This is a genomic window from Streptomyces changchenzhani (genome assembly GCF_039766235.1).
Taxonomy (GTDB): domain Bacteria; phylum Actinomycetota; class Actinomycetes; order Streptomycetales; family Streptomycetaceae; genus Streptomyces.
In genome coordinates, this window is the sequence record NZ_JBDHNH010000003.1 from 170,305 (window position 1) to 188,803 (window position 18,499).

General features: G+C 69.7%; 11 protein-coding genes. 6 read left to right on the top strand and 5 right to left on the bottom strand.

Going from position 1 to position 18,499, the window contains the following annotated elements; genetic code table 11:
• Nucleotides 1–6: 6 nt before the first annotated feature.
• Nucleotides 7–2,364 (top strand): glycoside hydrolase family 95 protein, encoded by a 2,358-nt coding sequence (locus ABCR94_RS12255; protein ID WP_347119289.1) that lies wholly within the window; start codon nucleotides 7–9, stop codon nucleotides 2,362–2,364.
• On the opposite strand, the gene ABCR94_RS12260 is transcribed toward ABCR94_RS12255, so the two are convergent.
• The 3 genes from ABCR94_RS12260 to ABCR94_RS12270 form a co-directional block, all read right to left on the bottom strand.
• Nucleotides 2,340–4,565 carry a terpene synthase family protein gene (locus tag ABCR94_RS12260; protein WP_347119290.1) on the bottom strand — a complete coding sequence of 742 codons (2,226 nt, stop codon included), beginning with the start codon at nucleotides 4,563–4,565 and terminating at the stop codon, nucleotides 2,340–2,342. The genes ABCR94_RS12255 and ABCR94_RS12260 overlap by 25 nt on opposite strands.
• Before the next feature lie 171 nt (nucleotides 4,566–4,736).
• Nucleotides 4,737–6,677 (bottom strand): N-acetylmuramoyl-L-alanine amidase, encoded by a 1,941-nt coding sequence (locus ABCR94_RS12265; RefSeq protein ID WP_521976951.1) that lies wholly within the window; start codon nucleotides 6,675–6,677, stop codon nucleotides 4,737–4,739.
• A 357-nt stretch (nucleotides 6,678–7,034) separates the two neighbouring features.
• Nucleotides 7,035–8,171, bottom strand: coding sequence for an aminoglycoside phosphotransferase family protein (locus ABCR94_RS12270; protein WP_347119292.1), 1,137 nt, complete (start codon nucleotides 8,169–8,171; stop codon nucleotides 7,035–7,037).
• Nucleotides 8,172–8,405: 234 nt separating this feature from the next.
• Between ABCR94_RS12270 and ABCR94_RS12275 the strand changes: the two genes are divergently transcribed.
• Nucleotides 8,406–9,890, top strand: a complete 1,485-nt coding sequence (locus tag ABCR94_RS12275; protein ID WP_347119293.1) for a DNA-binding protein NsdB — start codon at nucleotides 8,406–8,408, stop codon at nucleotides 9,888–9,890.
• A gap of 121 nt (nucleotides 9,891–10,011) precedes the next feature.
• Nucleotides 10,012–11,130 (top strand): IS630 family transposase, encoded by a 1,119-nt coding sequence (locus ABCR94_RS12280; RefSeq protein WP_347116969.1) that lies wholly within the window; start codon nucleotides 10,012–10,014, stop codon nucleotides 11,128–11,130.
• 121 nt (nucleotides 11,131–11,251) lie between these two features.
• Here ABCR94_RS12280 and ABCR94_RS12285 read toward each other — a convergent pair whose 3' ends face one another.
• Nucleotides 11,252–12,673 carry a PP2C family protein-serine/threonine phosphatase gene (locus ABCR94_RS12285; protein ID WP_347119294.1) on the bottom strand — a complete coding sequence of 474 codons (1,422 nt, stop codon included), beginning with the start codon at nucleotides 12,671–12,673 and terminating at the stop codon, nucleotides 11,252–11,254.
• A 448-nt stretch (nucleotides 12,674–13,121) separates the two neighbouring features.
• On the opposite strand from ABCR94_RS12285, the gene ABCR94_RS12290 reads away from it, so the two are divergent.
• Nucleotides 13,122–15,344, top strand: a complete 2,223-nt coding sequence (locus ABCR94_RS12290) for an NADP-dependent isocitrate dehydrogenase (RefSeq protein WP_347119295.1) — start codon at nucleotides 13,122–13,124, stop codon at nucleotides 15,342–15,344.
• A 156-nt stretch (nucleotides 15,345–15,500) separates the two neighbouring features.
• On the opposite strand, the gene ABCR94_RS12295 is transcribed toward ABCR94_RS12290, so the two are convergent.
• The gene (locus ABCR94_RS12295) at nucleotides 15,501–16,736 is read right to left on the bottom strand and encodes an alginate lyase family protein (RefSeq protein ID WP_347119625.1); all 1,236 of its coding nucleotides are present in this window, start codon (nucleotides 16,734–16,736) and stop codon (nucleotides 15,501–15,503) included.
• Nucleotides 16,737–16,976: 240 nt separating this feature from the next.
• Between ABCR94_RS12295 and ABCR94_RS12300 the strand changes: the two genes are divergently transcribed.
• Nucleotides 16,977–17,909: an ornithine cyclodeaminase family protein gene (locus tag ABCR94_RS12300; RefSeq protein ID WP_347119296.1), complete on the top strand. Its 933-nt coding sequence runs from the start codon at nucleotides 16,977–16,979 to the stop codon at nucleotides 17,907–17,909.
• 307 nt (nucleotides 17,910–18,216) lie between these two features.
• Nucleotides 18,217–18,420, top strand: coding sequence for a cold-shock protein (locus ABCR94_RS12305; protein ID WP_107014974.1), 204 nt, complete (start codon nucleotides 18,217–18,219; stop codon nucleotides 18,418–18,420).
• The last annotated feature ends 79 nt before the right edge of the window (nucleotides 18,421–18,499 follow it).

Genomic DNA, 18,499 nt, shown 5'->3' on the forward strand with positions numbered 1-18,499 from the left:
CGCTGCATGACTAAGCGGATCAGTCGAAGAACTACGATCAAGACCGCGCTCGGGACAACAGGCGCTCTGGCGCTCGGAGGTACGCTCTCAGTAGGTGATGCGGTCGCAGCGGATACCTCCGATGAATGGGCGCTCTGGTACACGACTCCGGCCGCCTCCTGGGAACGCGAATCCCTGCCGATCGGCAATGGCGCACTCGGGGCCGCCGTATTCGGCACCCTCAACTCCGAACGGCTCCAGTTCAACGAGAAGACCCTGTGGACCGGCGGCCCCGGCTCGACGCGGGGCTACGACTCCGGCAACTGGACCACCCCACGGCCCGGCAGAATCGCCGCCGTACAGCAGCGCCTCGACGAGCAGGGCGCCCTCGACCCGGAAAGCGCCGCTGCCGAGCTCGGCCAGCCGCGCCGCGGCTACGGCGCGTACCAGACGTTCGGCGACCTGCGGCTCGACGTGCCAGGCGCACCGGCGGCGCCCGACGCCTCCTACCGGCGCGCCCTCGACATCCGTACCGGCGTCGCCACCGTCGCGTACACCCACCAGCAAGTGCGCCACCAGAGGGAGTTCTTCGCCTCCTTCCCCGGCCGCGTCATCGCCGGACGGCTCGGCGCCGACCGGCCGGGACAGGTCACCTTCACCCTGCGCTACGCCTCGCCGCGCACCGACTTCACCGCCACCGCCGCCGGGGACCGCATCACCGTGCGCGGTGCGCTCCAGGACAACGGGCTGCGCTTCGAGGCGCAGATCCGCGTCCGCACGCAGGGCGGCGCCGTCACCACGGGCACCGACGGCAGCCTCACCGTGACCGCCGCCGACAGCGCCTGGTTCGTGCTCGCCGCGGGCACCGACTACGCCGACACCCACCCCCGCTACCGCGGCGACGACCCGCACTCCTCGGTCACCCGCGCCGTCGACGCGGCCGTCGGCCTCGGCCACCAGAAGCTGCTCGCCCGGCACATCGACGACCATCGCGGCCTCTTCGACCGGGTCGCCCTGGACATCGGCCAGACCGTCCCCGACCTGCCCACCGACCGGCTGCTCGCCCAGTACACGGGCGGATCGAGCGCCGCCGACCGGGCCCTGGAGGCGCTCTTCTTCCAGTACGGGCGCTACCTGCTCATTGCCTCGTCGCGCCCCGGATCACTCCCCGCCAACCTGCAGGGCGTGTGGAGCGACGGCGTGGCCCCGCCCTGGTCGGCGGACTACCACACCAACATCAACCTCCAGATGAACTACTGGCTCGCCGAGGCCACCAACCTCGCCGAGACCACCGCCCCCTACGACCGCTTCGTCGAGGCCCTACGCGCCCCGGGCCGTGTCACGGCGAAGGAGATGTTCGGCACCGCCGGGTGGGTCGTGCACAACGAGACCAATCCGTACGGCTTCACCGGCGTCCACGACTGGGCGACCTCCTTCTGGTTCCCCGAGGCCGCCGCTTGGCTCACCCAGCAGATGTACGAGCACTACCGCTTCAGCGGCTCCACCGACTACCTGCGCTCCACCGCCTACCCGGCGATGAAGGAGGCCGCCGTCTTCTGGCTGGAGAACCTGCGCACCGACCCGCGCGACGGCAAGCTCGTCGTCACCCCCAGCTACTCGCCGGAACACGGGGACTTCACCGCGGGCGCCGCCATGTCGCAGCAGATCGTCCACGACCTGTTCACCAGCACCCTCGAAGCCGCCCGCACCCTCGGCGACGACCGTCCCTTCAGGACCCGCGTCGAAACGGCCCTCACCGCGCTCGACCCGGGACTGCGTATCGGCTCCTGGGGGCAGCTCCAGGAGTGGAAGACCGACCGGGACGACCCGGCCGACGACCACCGCCATGTCTCGCACCTCTTCGCCCTGCACCCCGGCCGCCAGATCGAGCCGGGCAGCCGGTGGGCCGAGGCGGCGAAGGTCTCCCTGACCGCACGTGGCGACGGCGGCACGGGCTGGAGCAAGGCCTGGAAGATCAACTTCTGGGCGCGGCTGTACGACGGCGACCACGCCCACAAAATGCTCGCCGAACAGCTCAGGACCTCCACCCTGGCGAACCTGTGGGACACCCACCCGCCGTTCCAGATCGACGGGAACTTCGGGGCCGCATCAGGCATCACCGAGATGCTCCTGCAGAGCCAGCACGGTCCGATCGAGATCCTCCCCGCACTGCCCGCCTCCTGGCCCGACGGCACGGTGAGCGGACTGCGGGCCCGTGGCGGCGTCACCGTCGACATCACCTGGCACGGCGGCCGGGCCGTCCGCATCGTGCTCACCGCTCACCGGACCGGTGAACTGACCGTACGCAGCGGCCTGTTCGCCGGCGGCGAGAAGAAGTTCCGGGCCCGCGGTGGGCAGCGCTATGTATTCACCGCGGCCGGCTGACCCAGCAACGACACAATCCGGGCCGCCGAAGTGCCCAGCCCCGTGGGACCGATCAGGTGCCACGGGGCGCCACCGGTGCCCGACCGCAGATCCTCGTCGCGGTAACGCACGCAGTCCCGGTGCCAGTTGAGGATCCCGGCCAACCAGTCCTTGAGCTCGTGCACATAGCCGTCGAGAATCTCGCGGGCCTCGCCGTCCAGCGCGAAGTCGTCGTAGAGCATGGGCAGTTCGAGCTTGATGACATGCTCGAACTGCCGCAGTCGCCCCTTCATCAGATCGTGCACCATGGCCATGGCGGTCGGGTAGTCGACGTCGAAGAAGTTCTGCACGACCAGGACGCCGTTGTGCACCTCGCCCTCGAACTCGATCTCCTTCTGGTACGAGAAGAGATCGTTGAGCAGGGTGGCGTAGTCGACCGCGGCGTTCTCCAGTGACCGGATGGGACCGCTGCGGTAGATGTCCGGAGGCACCCGGTCCCCGTGCGAGAGCCGGCACAGCCGCATCGTCAGGTCGGCTCCGAAGGTGAAACGCCGCATCTCGATGTAGTCCACCGGGTCGGGGACGCGATTCTGTACCTGGTTGGCCAGCTCCCACAGCCAGCTCTCCAGCATGTCCTCGACCGCCTTGCGGAACGTGATCCGCGAGGCCTCGTTCATCGGCCCCGATGTGCGCTCCCACAGATCCGCGAGCCCGCGTTCCATCGCGTCGGACGGCTCCGGCGTCGGAGCGCCGTCCAGCGGAAGGAAGAGCAGCAGCCGCTCATGGGCCGCCCGCGCCCCGGCCAGATCGCGGGTGCGCCCGTAGATCACCGGGTACAGATCGTCGCCGTACGTGCCCCAGGTCAGCCAGTTCGACGACAGATCCAGTTCCTCGGGTGTCGCGTCCGGTTGCAGGCCCGCCGAGCACAGCGGCAGATCGATGTTGCGGGCCCGGCGCTCGTCCCAGACGTGCGAGTCGGGACGCCCCGGCTGGGGCTGGAGGATCCCCATCCGGTGCGCCCACTCGATGTTGCGCTCCCGCGCCCCCGACAGATGCGGACTGAGGGTGACGTCGTAGGGGAGATCGAAGGCGGGCAGCAGCGAAGGGCCGACGTGCTGGTACGGCACATGGGTGTGGCTGCGCCGGCGGGCCGTCTCGGCCCCGGGGGTGAAGTTGATCGAGGCTGCGGACATGGCCCAGCCGGACTTGGCGGCCCCGGCCGCGACTCCGCCGCCGTTCATGTAGCGGCTGGAGCGCATGTGCCACTCGTGGCCGCCGGACTGCCAGTCCTGCAGGCCCTTGGTGTACGCGAGGATGGAGGCGGTCTCGGCGGGGCTGAGGCCCGTCGAGGCACACAGCGGGCCCAGTTCGGTCAGTACGGTGTTCTCGAACTGCTGGAGCCGTGACGTCAGCAGGTCGTTTACGGCATCGGCCGCCTCCTGCGTCGTACAGCCGAGAAACGTCTCAAGGACCAGCACACCATTGCTGTTCTCACCCTCGTTCTCCACCTCGCGCTGGTACGAGAACAGGTCGTTGCGCAGATGCACCGCGTCGGAGAACGCGTCGCGCAGCACACACAGCGGACGCGAGGCGGCGACCGACGCCGGGACCTCGGCCTCCGCCGCGAACTCCACCAGGCCCGCGGACCAGGGCGCCCCGCCGACCTTGCGGCGCATCTCGATGTACTCGACGGGGTTGGCGATCCGCCCCTCGTCCATGTTGGACAGCTCCCAGAGGGACTCGTTCAGCAAGTGCTCGGTCGCCTCGGCGAACCGCACCCGCCATGCCGCGGACATGCTCGGCACGGTCCGTGCCCAGAGGTCGGCGAGCCCCGCCTCGACCGGGTTCTCCGGCTCGGGGGTACCGTCCGCCAGATCCATCGGCATGAACGCCGGCAGCCGGTCCAGGTACCGTTTCCCGCCCTCCCGGTCCAGGGACCGTTTGAAGGTCTCCAGGAAGTGGTCGTCGAAGAAGAAGACCCACACGTACCAGTCGGTGACCAGCGCCAGCACATCGGCCGAGCAGTCGGGGTGGGTGTACGCGCACAGGAGCGCGTAGTCGTGGGCGTCGAGGTCGTGTTCCTCCCAGATGCCCGAGCCCTCAAGCATCTCCATGCGGCGTGCCCAGTCCTTGGTGTGTCTGCGGGCCTCCTCCACGTGCGCGTTGAGCCGCGCCGGATATGGAACATAAAAGTCCGGCAGTGTGAAGGGCTGCTGAGCCATGTGCGTCGGCCTTTCCAGTGGCATCCGCGCGACAGGGTGGCGCGGACCGGTCGATTCCGGGGCAGCCCTACCCGTCGCCCGTACGGCCCACGCACCGCACTGATTTATCAATCGAAAGGGGGCCATCGACTCGAACAGTCGATGGCTCCCTTTTGGACGCGGATGGTTCCGCTACTTCACCAGGTGCACGTCGGAAGCCTTGACGTAGGCGACGCGGTGTCCGAACTGGATCGCGTAGTACGCCTCCTTGCCGCGCACCACCCGATGCCCGGCGGTGGCGAAAGTGGGTGCGAAGTAGTACTCCCCGCGCGCCCGTTCGCCCGCCACATACTTCTGTCCCGCGAGCAGCTTGTACGGCAGCGGCGTGACCGGCTGCACCGGGACGGACACGGGGTACGCCGCCGCCTCCGGATAGGCGCGCCCGTACACCGGCACGTCCGCGACGCCGTTCTTGGGCGTCAGCAGCAGCCCCTTGGTGTTCACCGCGGTCGGCTGCTTGCGCGGATTGTGGAACCAGGCCTTCTGCCCCAGGTACCAGATCGCGGTCCAGTCGCCCTGGCGCCCCGCGACCGCGTACTGCTGCCCGGTCGAGGCGCGGGCGCCGGTGTCATTGACGCCGATGGTCGAGTCCTGGCCGCCGGGCCGCAGCCCGCTGTCCTTCACCAGCGGTGCGTCCGCGGCGGGAGCGGTGTGCAGCCGGACCGCGCCCGAGCCGTGCGCGGCGCACGCCTCACCGGCCTTCACACAGCCCGTGTAGGACGGCCGGTGCTTCTGGTACTCGGGCCTGATGGTCACCACACCGGCGGCGGGACCCGCCGAGTCGGTGAACGGCTTCCCGAGCAGCTGGAAGTAGTGCGCCCAGTCCCAGTACGGGCCCGGATCAGTGTGCATCCCGGCGATGGTCGTGCTCGATGTCCCCGGGACGTTGTCGTGGCCCAGGATGTGCCGGCGGTCCAACGGGATGTCGTAGCGCTTCGCCAGGTACTTCACCAGCCGCGCCGACGTGCGGTACATCGCCTCGGTGTACCAGGCGTCCGGCGCCACCAGGAAGCCCTCGTGCTCCAGGCCGACCGACTTGGAGTTGATGTACCAGTTGCCCGCGTGCCAGGCCACGTCCTTGAGCGGCACATGCTGGGCGATGTGCCCGTCCGACGAGCGCAGCGAGTACTGCCAGGACACGTACTCCGGGTTCTGGACGAGCTTGAGGGTGGTGTCCCAGGTGGCCTCTGTGTCGTGGACGACGATGTAGTCGATCCCCTGGCCCTTGGGACGGTCGGCCTTGTCGTGGTTGCCGTAGTCGCCGTCCCCGAACTCCTTGTACGGCGCGGGAATCCACTCGCACGCCACGGTGCGCGGGCACTCGGTGCGCCCGGCGTCGGCGGTGCGCAGGCCCAGCGGCGCGAGATCGGTGCCACCGGGCGCGAGGCCGGGGGTGGCGGGCAGGGCGACCTGCTGGCCGGCGTCGGTGGTGCGCCGCTGGCCGGTCCGCAGCACGTCGTAGACGTCATTGGCGTACGTCGTCGCGGTGGCGGTGTCATCGGCCCCGGAGAAGCGCGCGACCGCCCCGTACCAGTCGGCCGCGTCGCCGCTCAGCGGCCGCCCCAGCTCCTTCTGGGCGGCGGCCAGCAGCGCGGCGCCGCCCTGGATGTTCGCCGAGGCGCTCCCGCGCAGCCGGTCGGCCGACAGGCCGGTCAGATCGGCCGCGCGGTCCAGTGTCCGCAGCCTGGGCGGCAGTTCGGACGCCTCGGGCAGCTCGGCGCCCGCGGCCTTCCTGACAGCCCGAGCGGTGTCGCCGCGCGCGTCCTCGGTGCCATGGCTGTGATGCGGCGCCTCGGCGAGCGCCGTCCTCGCGTCGGTGAGGTGCATCGGACCGTAGCCGCCGGTCACACTCGGCGCCCCGCCGTGCGCGTCCCAGCGGGACTGGAGGTACGCGACGCCGAGCAGCACACTCCGCGGCACCTGGTACCGCGCGGCGGCCGCGGCGAAATCGCGCTGGAGCGCGCCGGACGCGGGCTGCTCGGCGGTGACGGACGGGGTGGCCGAGACCAGGGGCAGCAACAGGGCGGCGGCCGCCACGACGCCCCCCGCCCGCCCTGCGCTTCTACGGGTGATTCCTGGTCGTACGGGTGTGGGCGTGGGGGCGGACAGCAATGCGGCCTCCAGGAACGGGTGGTGCGCGACGAGGCCCGCGGGGCCGGACCGGACTACAGGGGTATCGGCTCACCGACGATCCGTCAATGAGGCTCAGCCGCAGGGAGTTCGCACGTCAGCGCGGGGTCCGCGGAGTTTCGCACCGACGGGCCCCGGGCCTGCGGCGCGTCAGTGGAGCGGACCAATGGCCGCACGGCGAAACGCGTACACGCGGAAGTGGCCGGCCGGTGCCCGCGTTCCCCACGGCGCGCAGACGTGCACTGGCCCACCTGGGTGACCAAACCCAGGTGGGCCAGTGCACTCCCCCCAATCAAGCGGTCAGCGGGTGCCGACCGCCGCGCGCACGGCCCGCCGTGCCAGCGCGCAGTCGTCGTGCAGCCGCCGCAGCAGCAGCCGCTGCTCCTCACTGGTCGGCAGCGCACCGGTCGGCGGTTGCCCCGCCGCGCCGTTCACCGGCACGGGAGTAGTGTCGCGCATGGTGCGCTGCACGGCCGTTTCGTACGTACGAATCTCCCGTGTCAGGACGAGCATCAGGTTGACCAGGAACGCGTCCCGCGCCGCGGGTCCGGCGGTCTGCGCCAGCTGGCTGATCTGGCGGCGTGCCACCGGGGCGTCACCCAGCACCGCCCACAGTGTCGCCAGGTCGTACCCGGGGAGATACCAGCCCGCGTGCTCCCAGTCGACCAGCACGGGTCCCGCCGGCGACAGCAGGATGTTGGAGAGCAGCGCGTCACCGTGACAGAACTGCCCGATGCCCTGGCGACCGACCCCGTGCAGCAGTTTCTGCAGATCCCCCAGGTCCCGGTCGGTGAACAGACCCAGCGCGTGATAGCGGGCGATCCGCGGCGCGTAGTCGAGCGGCGCGTCGAACATCCCGGCCGGCGGCCGCCACGCGTTGATCCGGGCGATCGCGCCGAGGGCGGCGCGCACATCGGCGCGCGGCGGAGCCTCGGCCGGATGCCGGGTGAGTGAGGCCACCCGGCCGGGCATCCGCTCGATGACCAGGGTGCAGTTGTCGGGGTCCGCGGCGATGAGCCGGGGGACCCGTACGGGTGGACGGTGCCGGACGAAGGCGCGGTACGCGGCTATTTCGTGACGGAACCGCTCGACCCACACGGGAGAGTGGTCGAGTAAACACTTGGCGACCGCGCTGGTGCGGCCTGTGGTGCCGACGAGCAGTACGGACCGGCCGCTGCGGCGCAGCACCTGTACCGGATTGAATTCCGGACAGATCCGGTGCACCGAGGCGATCGCCATGCGCAGCTGCGCGCCCTGGGGGCCGGACAAGTCGAGTCTCCCGCTGAGCGGTTGGGAACCCAGCCCTGGAGCGCGCCGGGCCCGACCGGCGCCGAGCGCCGCTGCGGCGTGGTTGGGGTCGAGATACGGTCCGCTGCCCGTCGCCATGGGACGGTACGGCCGAGGCGGGGCGGACACGGAGGACGATGCTGTGTACATGGGCGGTACAGATCCCTTCGCGCGCCGACGAGTTACGTGCGCCGCCCGTCCCGGCAACCGACCAGCACCCTGGGGAATGCCGTCCGGTTGCCGGGCCGGGGTGGCGCGTTCCTAACTGACACCCGGCTGCGGGTGGCACACCATGTGGCGCACCCTGGCGAACCCTGGCGAATATCCCCGACGCATCTGACACGGGGCTACTGTCGAAATCAGCCGAGAACCTGGGGGCTTGACGTGACCGGAGAATCCAACACCCGCCTGTCAGATCTGTTCGGCCTGGCCGGCTGGTCCAAGGGCGAACTCGCGAGACTGGTGAACCGGCAGGCGGCGGCCATGGGCCATCCGCAGCTGGCGACCGACACATCGCGCGTACGACGCTGGATCGACATGGGGGAGACCCCACGGGATCCTGTGCCCAAGGTGCTGGCAGCTCTGTTCACCGAGCGACTCGGTCGTGTCGTGACCATTGAGGACCTCGGGTTCGGCCGGCACGGGCGCACTGGTAATCGGCGGGACGTCAGGAACTCAGACAATCCCGACGGCTTGCCGTGGGCGCCCGAACGGACGGCAGCGGTCCTCACCGAATTCACGGGAATGGACCTCATGCTCAACCGACGCGGCTTGGTGGGCGCGGGCGCCGCGCTCGCCGCAGGCTCCGCACTCAGCAGCGCCATGCACGACTGGCTGCACAGCGACCCTGTCCTGTCGGCCGACGCTCCACGTATAGACGATCCCCTGCACGCCGACCCCGCTGGGTTCGACCGCTATGAGGCCGCCCCCATCGGGTCGCAGGAGATCGACGCACTGGAGCGCTCGGTCGATGTGTTCCGCGCGTGGGACGCCGCCCGTGGCGGCGGCCTCCAGCGCAAGGCAGTGGTGGGGCAGCTCAACGAGGTGGGCGGCATGCTCGCCTACCATCACCCCGTTCATCTCCAGCGCCGCCTGTGGGGCGTCGCTGCCAACCTCGCGGTCCTGGCCGGCTGGATGTCGCACGATGTCGGCCTGGAACCCACCGCCCAGAAGTACTTCGTCATCGCCGCCCACGCGGCCCGTGAGGGCGGCGACCGCCCCCGCGCCGGGGAGGCCCTCTCCAGGGCCGCCCGGCAGATGGTGCACCTCGGAAAACCCGACGACGCCCTGGACCTGATGAAGCTGGCCAAGTCGGGCTCGGGCGACCAGATGCTGCCCCGTACCCGCGCCATGCTGCACACCATCGAGGCCTGGGCACAGGCCGCCCTGGGACGCGGTCAGGCCATGCGGCGCACGCTGGGGGAGGCGGAGGACCTCTTCGTATCGGATAAGGGGGATGTCCCGCCGCCGAGTTGGATGCAGATGTTCGACGAGGCGGACATGCACGGCATGCAGGCCCTGGCCTACCGGACGCTCGCAGAGCACGAGCCCGCGGCGGCGGCCGCGGCGCAGCGGCACGCCAAGGAAGCCCTCGATCTCAGGGTGAACGGCCGACAGCGGTCGAAGATCTTCGACTACATCTCGATGGCCTCCGCCCTGTTCATCGCGAACGACCCGGAACAGGCCGACCGGTACGCACGCCTGGCGCTGGTGTCGATGGGGGAGACCTCCTCGCACCGCACCTGGGACCGGCTGCGCCAGATGTACCGGCTCACCGGCCAGTACGCGGACTCGCCCAAGATCGACGACCTGCGGACCGAGATCCAGCTGGTGATGCCCAGGAAGACGAACAGGAGCGGTGAGATCTAGTGCGTTGGCCACGAACGTTCGCCGGGTCTGGCGACACGCTGATCGATGTTTAGGGTGCTGGGGTCGGTCGGCTTCACTCTGGATGCAACGTAGTTGTTGTTGAGGATGAGTGAGGTCGCAGATGGCAGAGCCGGTCAGGGCGCGACGGTTGACTGATCAAGAGGGGCAGAGGCTGCAGCAGATCGTTCGGCGGGGCCGCCACGAGTCCGTGCGGGTGCGTCGGGCACTGATCATCATGGCGTCGGCGTCGGGGACCACCGTGACGGCGATCGCGCAGTTGGTCGCCGCGCACGAGGACACAGTCCGGGACGTGATCCACGCGTTCAACGAGGAGGGCCTGGCCGCGCTGGACCCTCGGTGGGCGGGAGGCCGTCCCCGCCTGATCAGCGATGACGAACGCGAGTTCATCATCGCGACGGCCCGGACCCGCCCGGTCACGCTGGGACGTCCCTTCACGCACTGGAGCCTTCGCAAGCTCACCGACTACCTGGCCCGCAACCGGGTGAGGACGGTGAAGATCGGCCGGGAACGGCTGCGGCAGATCTTGCGCGAGAACGGGATCTCCTTCCAGCGGACCCGCACCTGGAAGGAGTCCAAGGATCCCGACAAGGACACCAAACTCGACCGCATCGAGCACGTGACCAGTCGTTTCCCGGACCGGTGTTTCGCCTTCGACCAGTTCGGCCCGCTGTCGATCCGCCCCTGCCACGGCTCCGGCTGGGCCCAGGAGAAGAAACCGGACCGGCTGCCGGCCACCTATCACCGCACCCACGGCATCCGGTACTTCCACGGCTGCTATTCCCTGGGCGACGACCAGCTGTGGGGAGTGACCCGCCGCCGCAAGGGCGGTGACCACAGCCTCTCGGCGCTGAAGTCGATCCGGGCCGCTCGCCCCGACGGCGCCCCTGTCTACGTGATCATGGACAACCTGTCGGCGAACAAGACCCCGACCATCCGGACCTGGGCGAAGAAGAACAAGGTCGAGTTGTGCCTGACGCCGACGAGCGCGTCGTGGGCCAACCCGATCGAGGCGCAGTTCGGGCCCCTGCGCAACTTCGTCATGGCCAACTCGAACCACCCCAACCACACCGTCCTCGCCCGCAAGCTCCAGGACTACCTGCGGTGGCGCAACGCCAACGCGCGGCACCCCGACGTCCTGGCCGCCCAGCGCCGCGAACGCGCCAAGGTCCGCAGCGAACGCCAGCAACGCTGGGGCCACCCACGCCCCAAGGCCGCATGACCAGACCCGGCACACGTTCGTGGCCAACGCACTAGGGGACCCGGAGCAGGCACCGGCAGATCAAGCAACCGCGGATCAAGTAGACGCAGGTCAATGAGTGATCAGTGATCGGGGCGGGGGGTTACGCGCCGATCCTGGCGACCAGCACGCAGGCGTCGTTCTCGCGCTCCGCCTCGCCGAACTCCTCGACGGCCAGACGCACGCATTCCTGTGCGCCACGGGCCTCGGCGAAGCGAGGCGCGAGTTCCAGGAGCCTGCCGATGCCCGCATCGCCGGCGGGGCCACGGCGTGAGATTCCGTCGGTGTGCAGCATCAGCAGGTCGTCGGCCCGCAGTTGCACCTCGGCCTGCTCGTAGGCGGCTCCGGATGTCGCCCCGAGCAGCACGCCCTCGGGCGGTGTCAGAGCGCGCCCCGTCCCGTCGCGGAACAGCAGCGGGGCGGGGTGTCCTGCCTGGGCCCAGGTCAGCAGCCTGGCGGCCGGGTCGTAGCGGCAGCAGATCGCGCTGCCCAGAGCGGGCTGAGTGGAGGTATCGAGCAGCTGGTTGAGATGGCCGAGGAGCGCCCCGGGCCGGATGCCCGCCACCGCCATGCCGCGCAGCGCGCCCAGGAGCATCGCCATGGTGGAGGTCGCCGACACTCCGTGACCGGTCAGATCGCCGACGGTCAATAACATCTGCCCGTCGGGCAGTTCCAGCGCGTCGTACCAGTCCCCGCCGATCAGTGCACTCGTCGCGGACGGCAGGTAGTGGGCGGCGAGATCGAGCGCGCCGGGTCCGGAGCGCGGGGGTCGCAGGGAGCCGCGCCACGGCGGCAGTACAGCCTCCTGCAACTCGACTGCGATCCGGTGCTCGGTCTGCGCGATGTGCCGTTGGCGCTGCAACGAGTCGCGGGTCTCGCGCACCGCGTGCTGGCTTCGGCGCAGTTCGCTGACGTCGCGCAGCACCGCCCACATGGAGGCGGTGCAGCCGTCGGCGTCGAGCACCGGCTCGCCCATCATGTGCAGGGTCCGCACGGACTGGTCGGTACGGACGATGCGGAACTCCCCGTCGATCGCCTTCCCGTCCACCAGGCAGTCGGTCATCATCGTGGCGAGGAACGCCTGGTCCTCGGCGAAGAGCATCGAGGGCAGCTCGTCCAGGGAGAGCGGCCCGGCTTCGGGCGCACGGCCGAAGATCTCGTACAGCTCGTCGGACCAGTTCACCTCGTCGGTCAGCAGGTTCCACTCGGCGCTGCCGACCCGGCTGAGCAGCGACCTGCTCTTCGGGCGGGTGGGGGCCTGCCCGGGCGATTCCTCCCGCGCCTCGGTCGGCAGGCCCGTCTTGAGCTGGCCCAAGTGGGCGCCCAGGTCGTCGAGTTGATGGACGGCCAGGTCGCACAGGGCGAGCTGCCAGCGACCGTGCGGGTCCTCCTCGTCCACGGAGGTGTCCTGGCGTACGGCGTCCACGTCGCCGCGAAGGCGGCGCGTCCGCGTGATCAGAGCGTCGACCATGCCTCGCTCGGGAGGCTGTTGCGCAGGATGATCCGCGAACATGGGGGACGGCATCTCGTACTCCGATACAGGCGCGGCGCGGCCCTGTCTGAATGGATGGACCAGTTACGACTGTGGCACAGGCTGGTATGGCCCGTAAGGGATTCGGCAATACTCGATACGGTGGTGCTTGAGGCATATGCCGTCGGCCTGGCGAGTGCCGACCGGATCGCGCCGGCGCCCACCGCGGCGCGGCCGCCGCCACGCCTGTCCCGACCTGCGGGCCCGTCCGCCCCGGCGGAGGGCGGGAAGCCGCTGCCGGACCTTACGGCCCGCGCGGAGCGAGCCGACCCCTTTCGGGCCCGCCGGGGCGAGCCGGTGGGGGGACCCGGGCCGCTCGAACGGTCCGACAGTCGCACCTCGGCGGCCCGCCCCGGCGACCCGACGTGGGGGGCCGGTGTCGGGAACGCGCACTCAGGAGATATCTTGATGTCGAGACGTGTCGACGTGAAGCGGAGTACCGGTGACTGACTCAACCATCATCTATACGCACACCGACGAGGCCCCGGCCCTGGCAACGTATTCGTTCCTGCCTGTGGTCCAGGCGTACGCCTCGACGGCGGGCGTCAGCGTGGAGACGCGTGACATCTCCCTGGCCGGGCGGATCATCGCGAGCTTCCCGGAGCGTCTGGGGGAGGGGCAGCGCATCGAGGACGCTCTCGCCGAGCTCGGAGCGCTCGCCAAGACCCCCGGGGTCAACATCATCAAGCTGCCGAACATCTCGGCCTCGATCCCGCAGCTCAAGGCGGCGGTTACGGAGCTGCAGCAGCACGGCTACGCGCTGCCGGACTACCCGGACGACCCGAAGTCCGACGAGGACCGCGACGTCCGCGCGCGCTACGACAAGATCAAGGGCAGCGCCGTCAACCCGGTCCTGCGCGAGGGCAACTCCGACCGGCGCGCCCCCGCGTCGGTCAAGAACTACGCCAAGGCGCACCCGCACCGAATGGGCGCGTGGACGGCCGACTCGAAGACGAACGTCGCCCACATGGTGGCCGACGACTTCCGTTCCACCGAGAAGTCCGCGGTCATCGCCGCGAACGACTCGCTGCGCATCGAGCTGGTCGGCGACGACGGCGCCACCACGGTCCTGCGCGAGTCCGTTCCGGTGCTCGCCGGTGAGGTCGTGGACGCGTCCGTCATGCACGTCGCGGCGCTGCGCGAGTTCTTCACCGCCCAGGTCGCCCGTGCCAAGGCCGAGGGTGTGCTGTTCTCCGTACACCTCAAGGCCACGATGATGAAGGTCTCCGACCCGATCATCTTCGGCCACGTGGTGCGCGCGTTCTTCCCGAAGACGTTCGCCCAGTACGGCGAGGTGCTTGTCGCCGCGGGTCTGTCGCCCAACGACGGGCTCGGCGCCATCCTCAAGGGCCTGGACTCGGTGCCGCACATCGGTGCCGAGATCAAGGCGTCCTTCGAGGCCGAGCTTGCCGAGGGCCCCGCCCTCGCGATGGTCGACTCCGACCGCGGCATCACCAACCTGCACGTTCCGAGCGATGTCATCGTCGACGCCTCGATGCCGGCCATGATCCGCACCTCGGGCCACATGTGGGGCCCGGACGGCGACGAGGCCGACACGCTGGCGGTCATCCCCGACAGCTGCTACGCCGGTGTCTACCAGGTCGTCATCGACGACTGCCGCGCGAACGGTGCCTACGACCCGGCGACCATGGGCTCGGTGCCCAACGTCGGCCTGATGGCTCAGGCGGCCGAGGAGTACGGCAGCCACGACAAGACCTTCGAGATCCCCGCCGGCGGCACGGTCCGTGTCGTGAACAACGCGGGTGACGTCGTACTTGAGCAAGCCGTGGCCACCGGCGATGTGTTCCGCATGTGCCAGACCAAGGACGTGCCGATCCGCGACTGGGTCAAGCTCGCCGTCAACCGCGCCCGCGCCACCGGCAACCCCACGGTGTTCTGGCTCGACGAGGGCCGGGCGCACGACGCCAACCTGATCGCCAAGGTCAAGGCGTACCTGCCCGAGCACGACATCGACGGGCTGCAGATCGAGATCATGACGCCGGAGGCGGCGACGGCGTTCGCGCTGCAGCGCATCCGCCGTGGCGAGGACACCATCTCGGTCACCGGCAATGTGCTGCGTGACTACCTGACGGACCTGTTCCCGATCCTGGAGCTCGGTACGAGCGCCAAGATGCTCTCCGTCGTCCCGCTGATCAACGGCGGCGGCCTGTTCGAGACGGGCGCCGGCGGTTCCGCGCCGAAGCACGTCCAGCAGCTCGTCAAGGAGAACTACCTGCGCTGGGACAGCCTGGGCGAGTTCCTCGCGCTGGCCGTCAGCTTCGAGCACTTCGCGCAGACCACGGACAACGCGCGCGCCCAGATCCTCGCCGACACGCTGGACCGGGCGACCGGCACCTTCCTCAACGAGGACAAGTCGCCGAGCCGCAAGCTCGGCGGCATCGACAACCGCGGCAGCCACTTCTACCTCGCGCTGTACTGGGCGCAGGAGCTGGCCAAGCAGACCGAGGACGCGCCGCTGGCCGAGGCCTTCGCGGCTCTCGCCGGCTCCCTGGCCGAGCAGGAGCAGGCGATTGTCTCCGAGCTCATCGCGGTCCAGGGCTCGCCGACCGACATCGGCGGCTACTTCCTGCCCGACCCGGCCAAGGCGGCGGCCGTGATGCGCCCGTCGAAGACCTTCAACGAGGCCATCGCCACCCTCGGCTGAGGTTTCACGCCGTACGCGTGCGTTACGCGAAGTCGGAAGTCGGCAGTAAGCAGTAACGCGAAAGGGTCCTGCGGACCGTCCCGGTGACGGTCCGCAGGACCCTTTCTGCGTGCTGAAGGCCCGGCGGGGCTGAAGGCCTGGGGCCAAAGGCTCGGGTCAGCCGGGGTTGTTCGCGTGGGTCAGGGTCTCCCAGGCGACGAAGAGGTTGTTGCTCCCGGCCGGGCGCCGGCTCTCGGTGAGGGTCTGGGTGTTGGTCATGGTATGGCCGAGGCGGTTGTGCAGGGCGTTGTAGCCGACCTCGGTGACCGGGCCGAGCCCGCGGTGGAGCGTGCCGCCGCACAGCCAGCTCGGCGGGGCCTCGCCCAGCTCGTACTTGGCCTGGAAGCCCAGGGCCTGCCGCAGGCGCTCACCGACCTGGGGGTAGAGGTCCTGGCCCTGGATGCGGCTGGTCTCGGCGATGTGGGAGATCGCGGACAGCCCGTAACCGGTGTGGGTGAAGTCGCGGCAGGTCTCCTGGGTGAGGCCGTCGACGAAGGTGGACTGGTTCTGCCAGTACTTGACGACCTTGGCCCGGGTGTCGAGGCCGCTGCCGGGCGCGGTCTTGGGCTGGCTGCCGTCGCTGCTCAGATAGATGAACGCGGGTACACGTCCGCGAAACTTGGCGACGGCCTTGTCGTAGGAGGTCCTGTCCTCAAGGAAGACCGAGATGCCGACGGCCGCCTCCATCATCGACAGCTCCCAGTTGCCGTTGGAGTGGGAGCCGTTGATGACCTTGGGGAGATAGGCGGTGCGCAGCATCGTCTTGAAGCGGTCGACACGCGCCTGCGGCCAGCTGGTGGAGGTGTAGCGGATGATCTCGGCCGCCTTGGGCCACGAGGAGCCCGCCCAGCCGGTCTGCAGCGGGCCGTTGCTGTTGGTGTGATCCTTGATCACGGCCGACCAGGCGTCCATGATCTCGATCGACTTCTGGGCGTAACGGGTGTCCTCGGTGACGTACCAGGCCAGTGCGAGGGTGTACGCGGCTATCGCGTCCTCGCGCTCGTCCGTACAGCCGTTGTTGGGGTTGGAGTACGAGCCGCACTCGACGATCGCGCGGGGCTTGGGAGTGCGCGACAGCGAGGCGTACTTGCTCGCCATCATCTGGTCGTACGCGCCCTTCCAGGGCTGCGCGCCAGCGTTGACCTTGTCGCGGGCGAAGTCCAGCTGGCCCTGGGAGACGGTGACCCCGGGATGGACGAAGGTGGCGGGCGCCGCGTCGGCGGTCGAGGCTCCCGGCCAGCTGAGGAAGCCCGCGACCAACGCCGTCAGGGCCGCGGCCGTCGTGGCGAACAGGGCGGTGCGCGGTGTGCGGCGGTGGCGTCTCCGCACAGGCACATGGGTCTTCAAGGGCATGTGGGGGAGTGGCATGTGGGGGACCATCCGTTCTTGTCTGTGAACGATGGGCGCCTCCTTGGACAGGCGCGATGGTCGGTGAACCTAAAGGTCTGAACCAGACACGTCAAGGTGTGCGCCAGATCTGGCCGGGCTGCCGGCTGCCGGGCTGCGGGACTGTGTGCGGCGGTGGCCCGGCCGACTGCACGCGGTCGCCTCCCGCGGCGGGCGGCGTCGGCCGTCTCCGGTTGAATTGATCTCATGACCGTGTCCGAGAAAGACCTGCGAATGATCGATGGACCGACCCTGGAGGCGCTGCTTCCGGTGGACGCCGCGATCGACGCCGTCCGCTCAGCCCTGCTCGACGGCCTCGACCCCTCGGCCACCCCGCCACGCACCCGTGTCCCGGTCACCGCCGGGCAGCTCCTGCTGATGCCGGCCGAACACGGTGATTACGCGGGTGTGAAGATCGCGGGCGTGGCGCCGGGCAACGCGCAGCTCGGCCTGGACCGCATCACCGGCGCCTATCTGCTGCTCGACGCCGCCACGCTGATGCCGCTCGCCGTGCTCGACGGCGCCGTCCTGACCCTGCGGCGCACCTCGGCGGTCTCGGCCCTGGCGGTCGACTGCCTCGCCACGCCCGACGCGAGCCGGCTGCTGCTGTACGGCACTGGGCCCCAGGCGCTGGCCCACGCCGAGGCCGTCCAGCAGGTGCGCCCGCTGAGCCGCGTCGACGTCGTGGGAACCCGGCCGCAGCGCGTGGACGCCTTCGTGGAGCAGTGCCGGTCCATCGGGCTGCCGGCCGCCGCTGCCGCCCCGGACGCGGTGCGCTCCGCCGACATCGTGGTGTGCTGCACCTCGTCCGCCACCCCGCTCTTCGACGGCGATGACCTCGCCGCGCACGCCACCGTGGTGGCCATGGGCTCGCACAGCCCCGATGCCCGGGAGACCGACACGGCCACGGCCACCCGGGCCACTGTCGTCGTGGAGGACTTCGCCACCGCGCTGCGTGAGGCGGGAGACGTGATGATCCCGGTGGCCGACGGCGACCTCGACGCGTCCGCTCTCGTACCGCTGGCCGACATCGTTCGCGGCGAGCGCCGGCCCGACGGCGACCGTCCCCGGCTGTTCAAATCCACCGGAATGGCCTGGCAGGACCTGATTGTCGCGGCTCGTGCGTATCGGGGGCGGTGAACGTGGTGTGAAGGGCCCGAGGAGTGCTCCCTGGGCGATCAAACGATTGTTCTACAAGGTCACGAGAGTAAATGATGCGGTCTGTAGGTATTTAGACCATGGACATCTGCGTTCACCTTGAGCGTTCCTGTGGCTGCTTGGCGTCCGGACGTGTAACTTCGTGATCAGCTGTCGTGGTTCCGAAGTACCGTCGCCCGTGAGCGCGTTCGCGGGCGATTTTGCTGTTCAGCACATCTCCGGACCAGGGCGATCACCTCCGCCTCCCGCATGGTGCGGGAGGTGACTTGAGCCTTTGAAGGAGACAGATATGGCCAGCGGCACTGTGAAGTGGTTCAACTCGGAGAAGGGTTTTGGCTTCATTGAGCAGGACGGTGGAGGCCCCGACGTCTTCGCCCACTACTCGAACATCGCCACCCAGGGCTTCCGCGAGCTCCAGGAGGGCCAGAAGGTCACCTTCGACGTCACCCAGGGCCAGAAGGGCCCCCAGGCGGAGAACATCGTCCCCGCCTGAGGCTGAACCAAGCGTGACGCCCGTACCCCTCCAGGGTGCGGGCGTCACGCCGTCCACCCCGCGGCCGGGTTCCATGGGC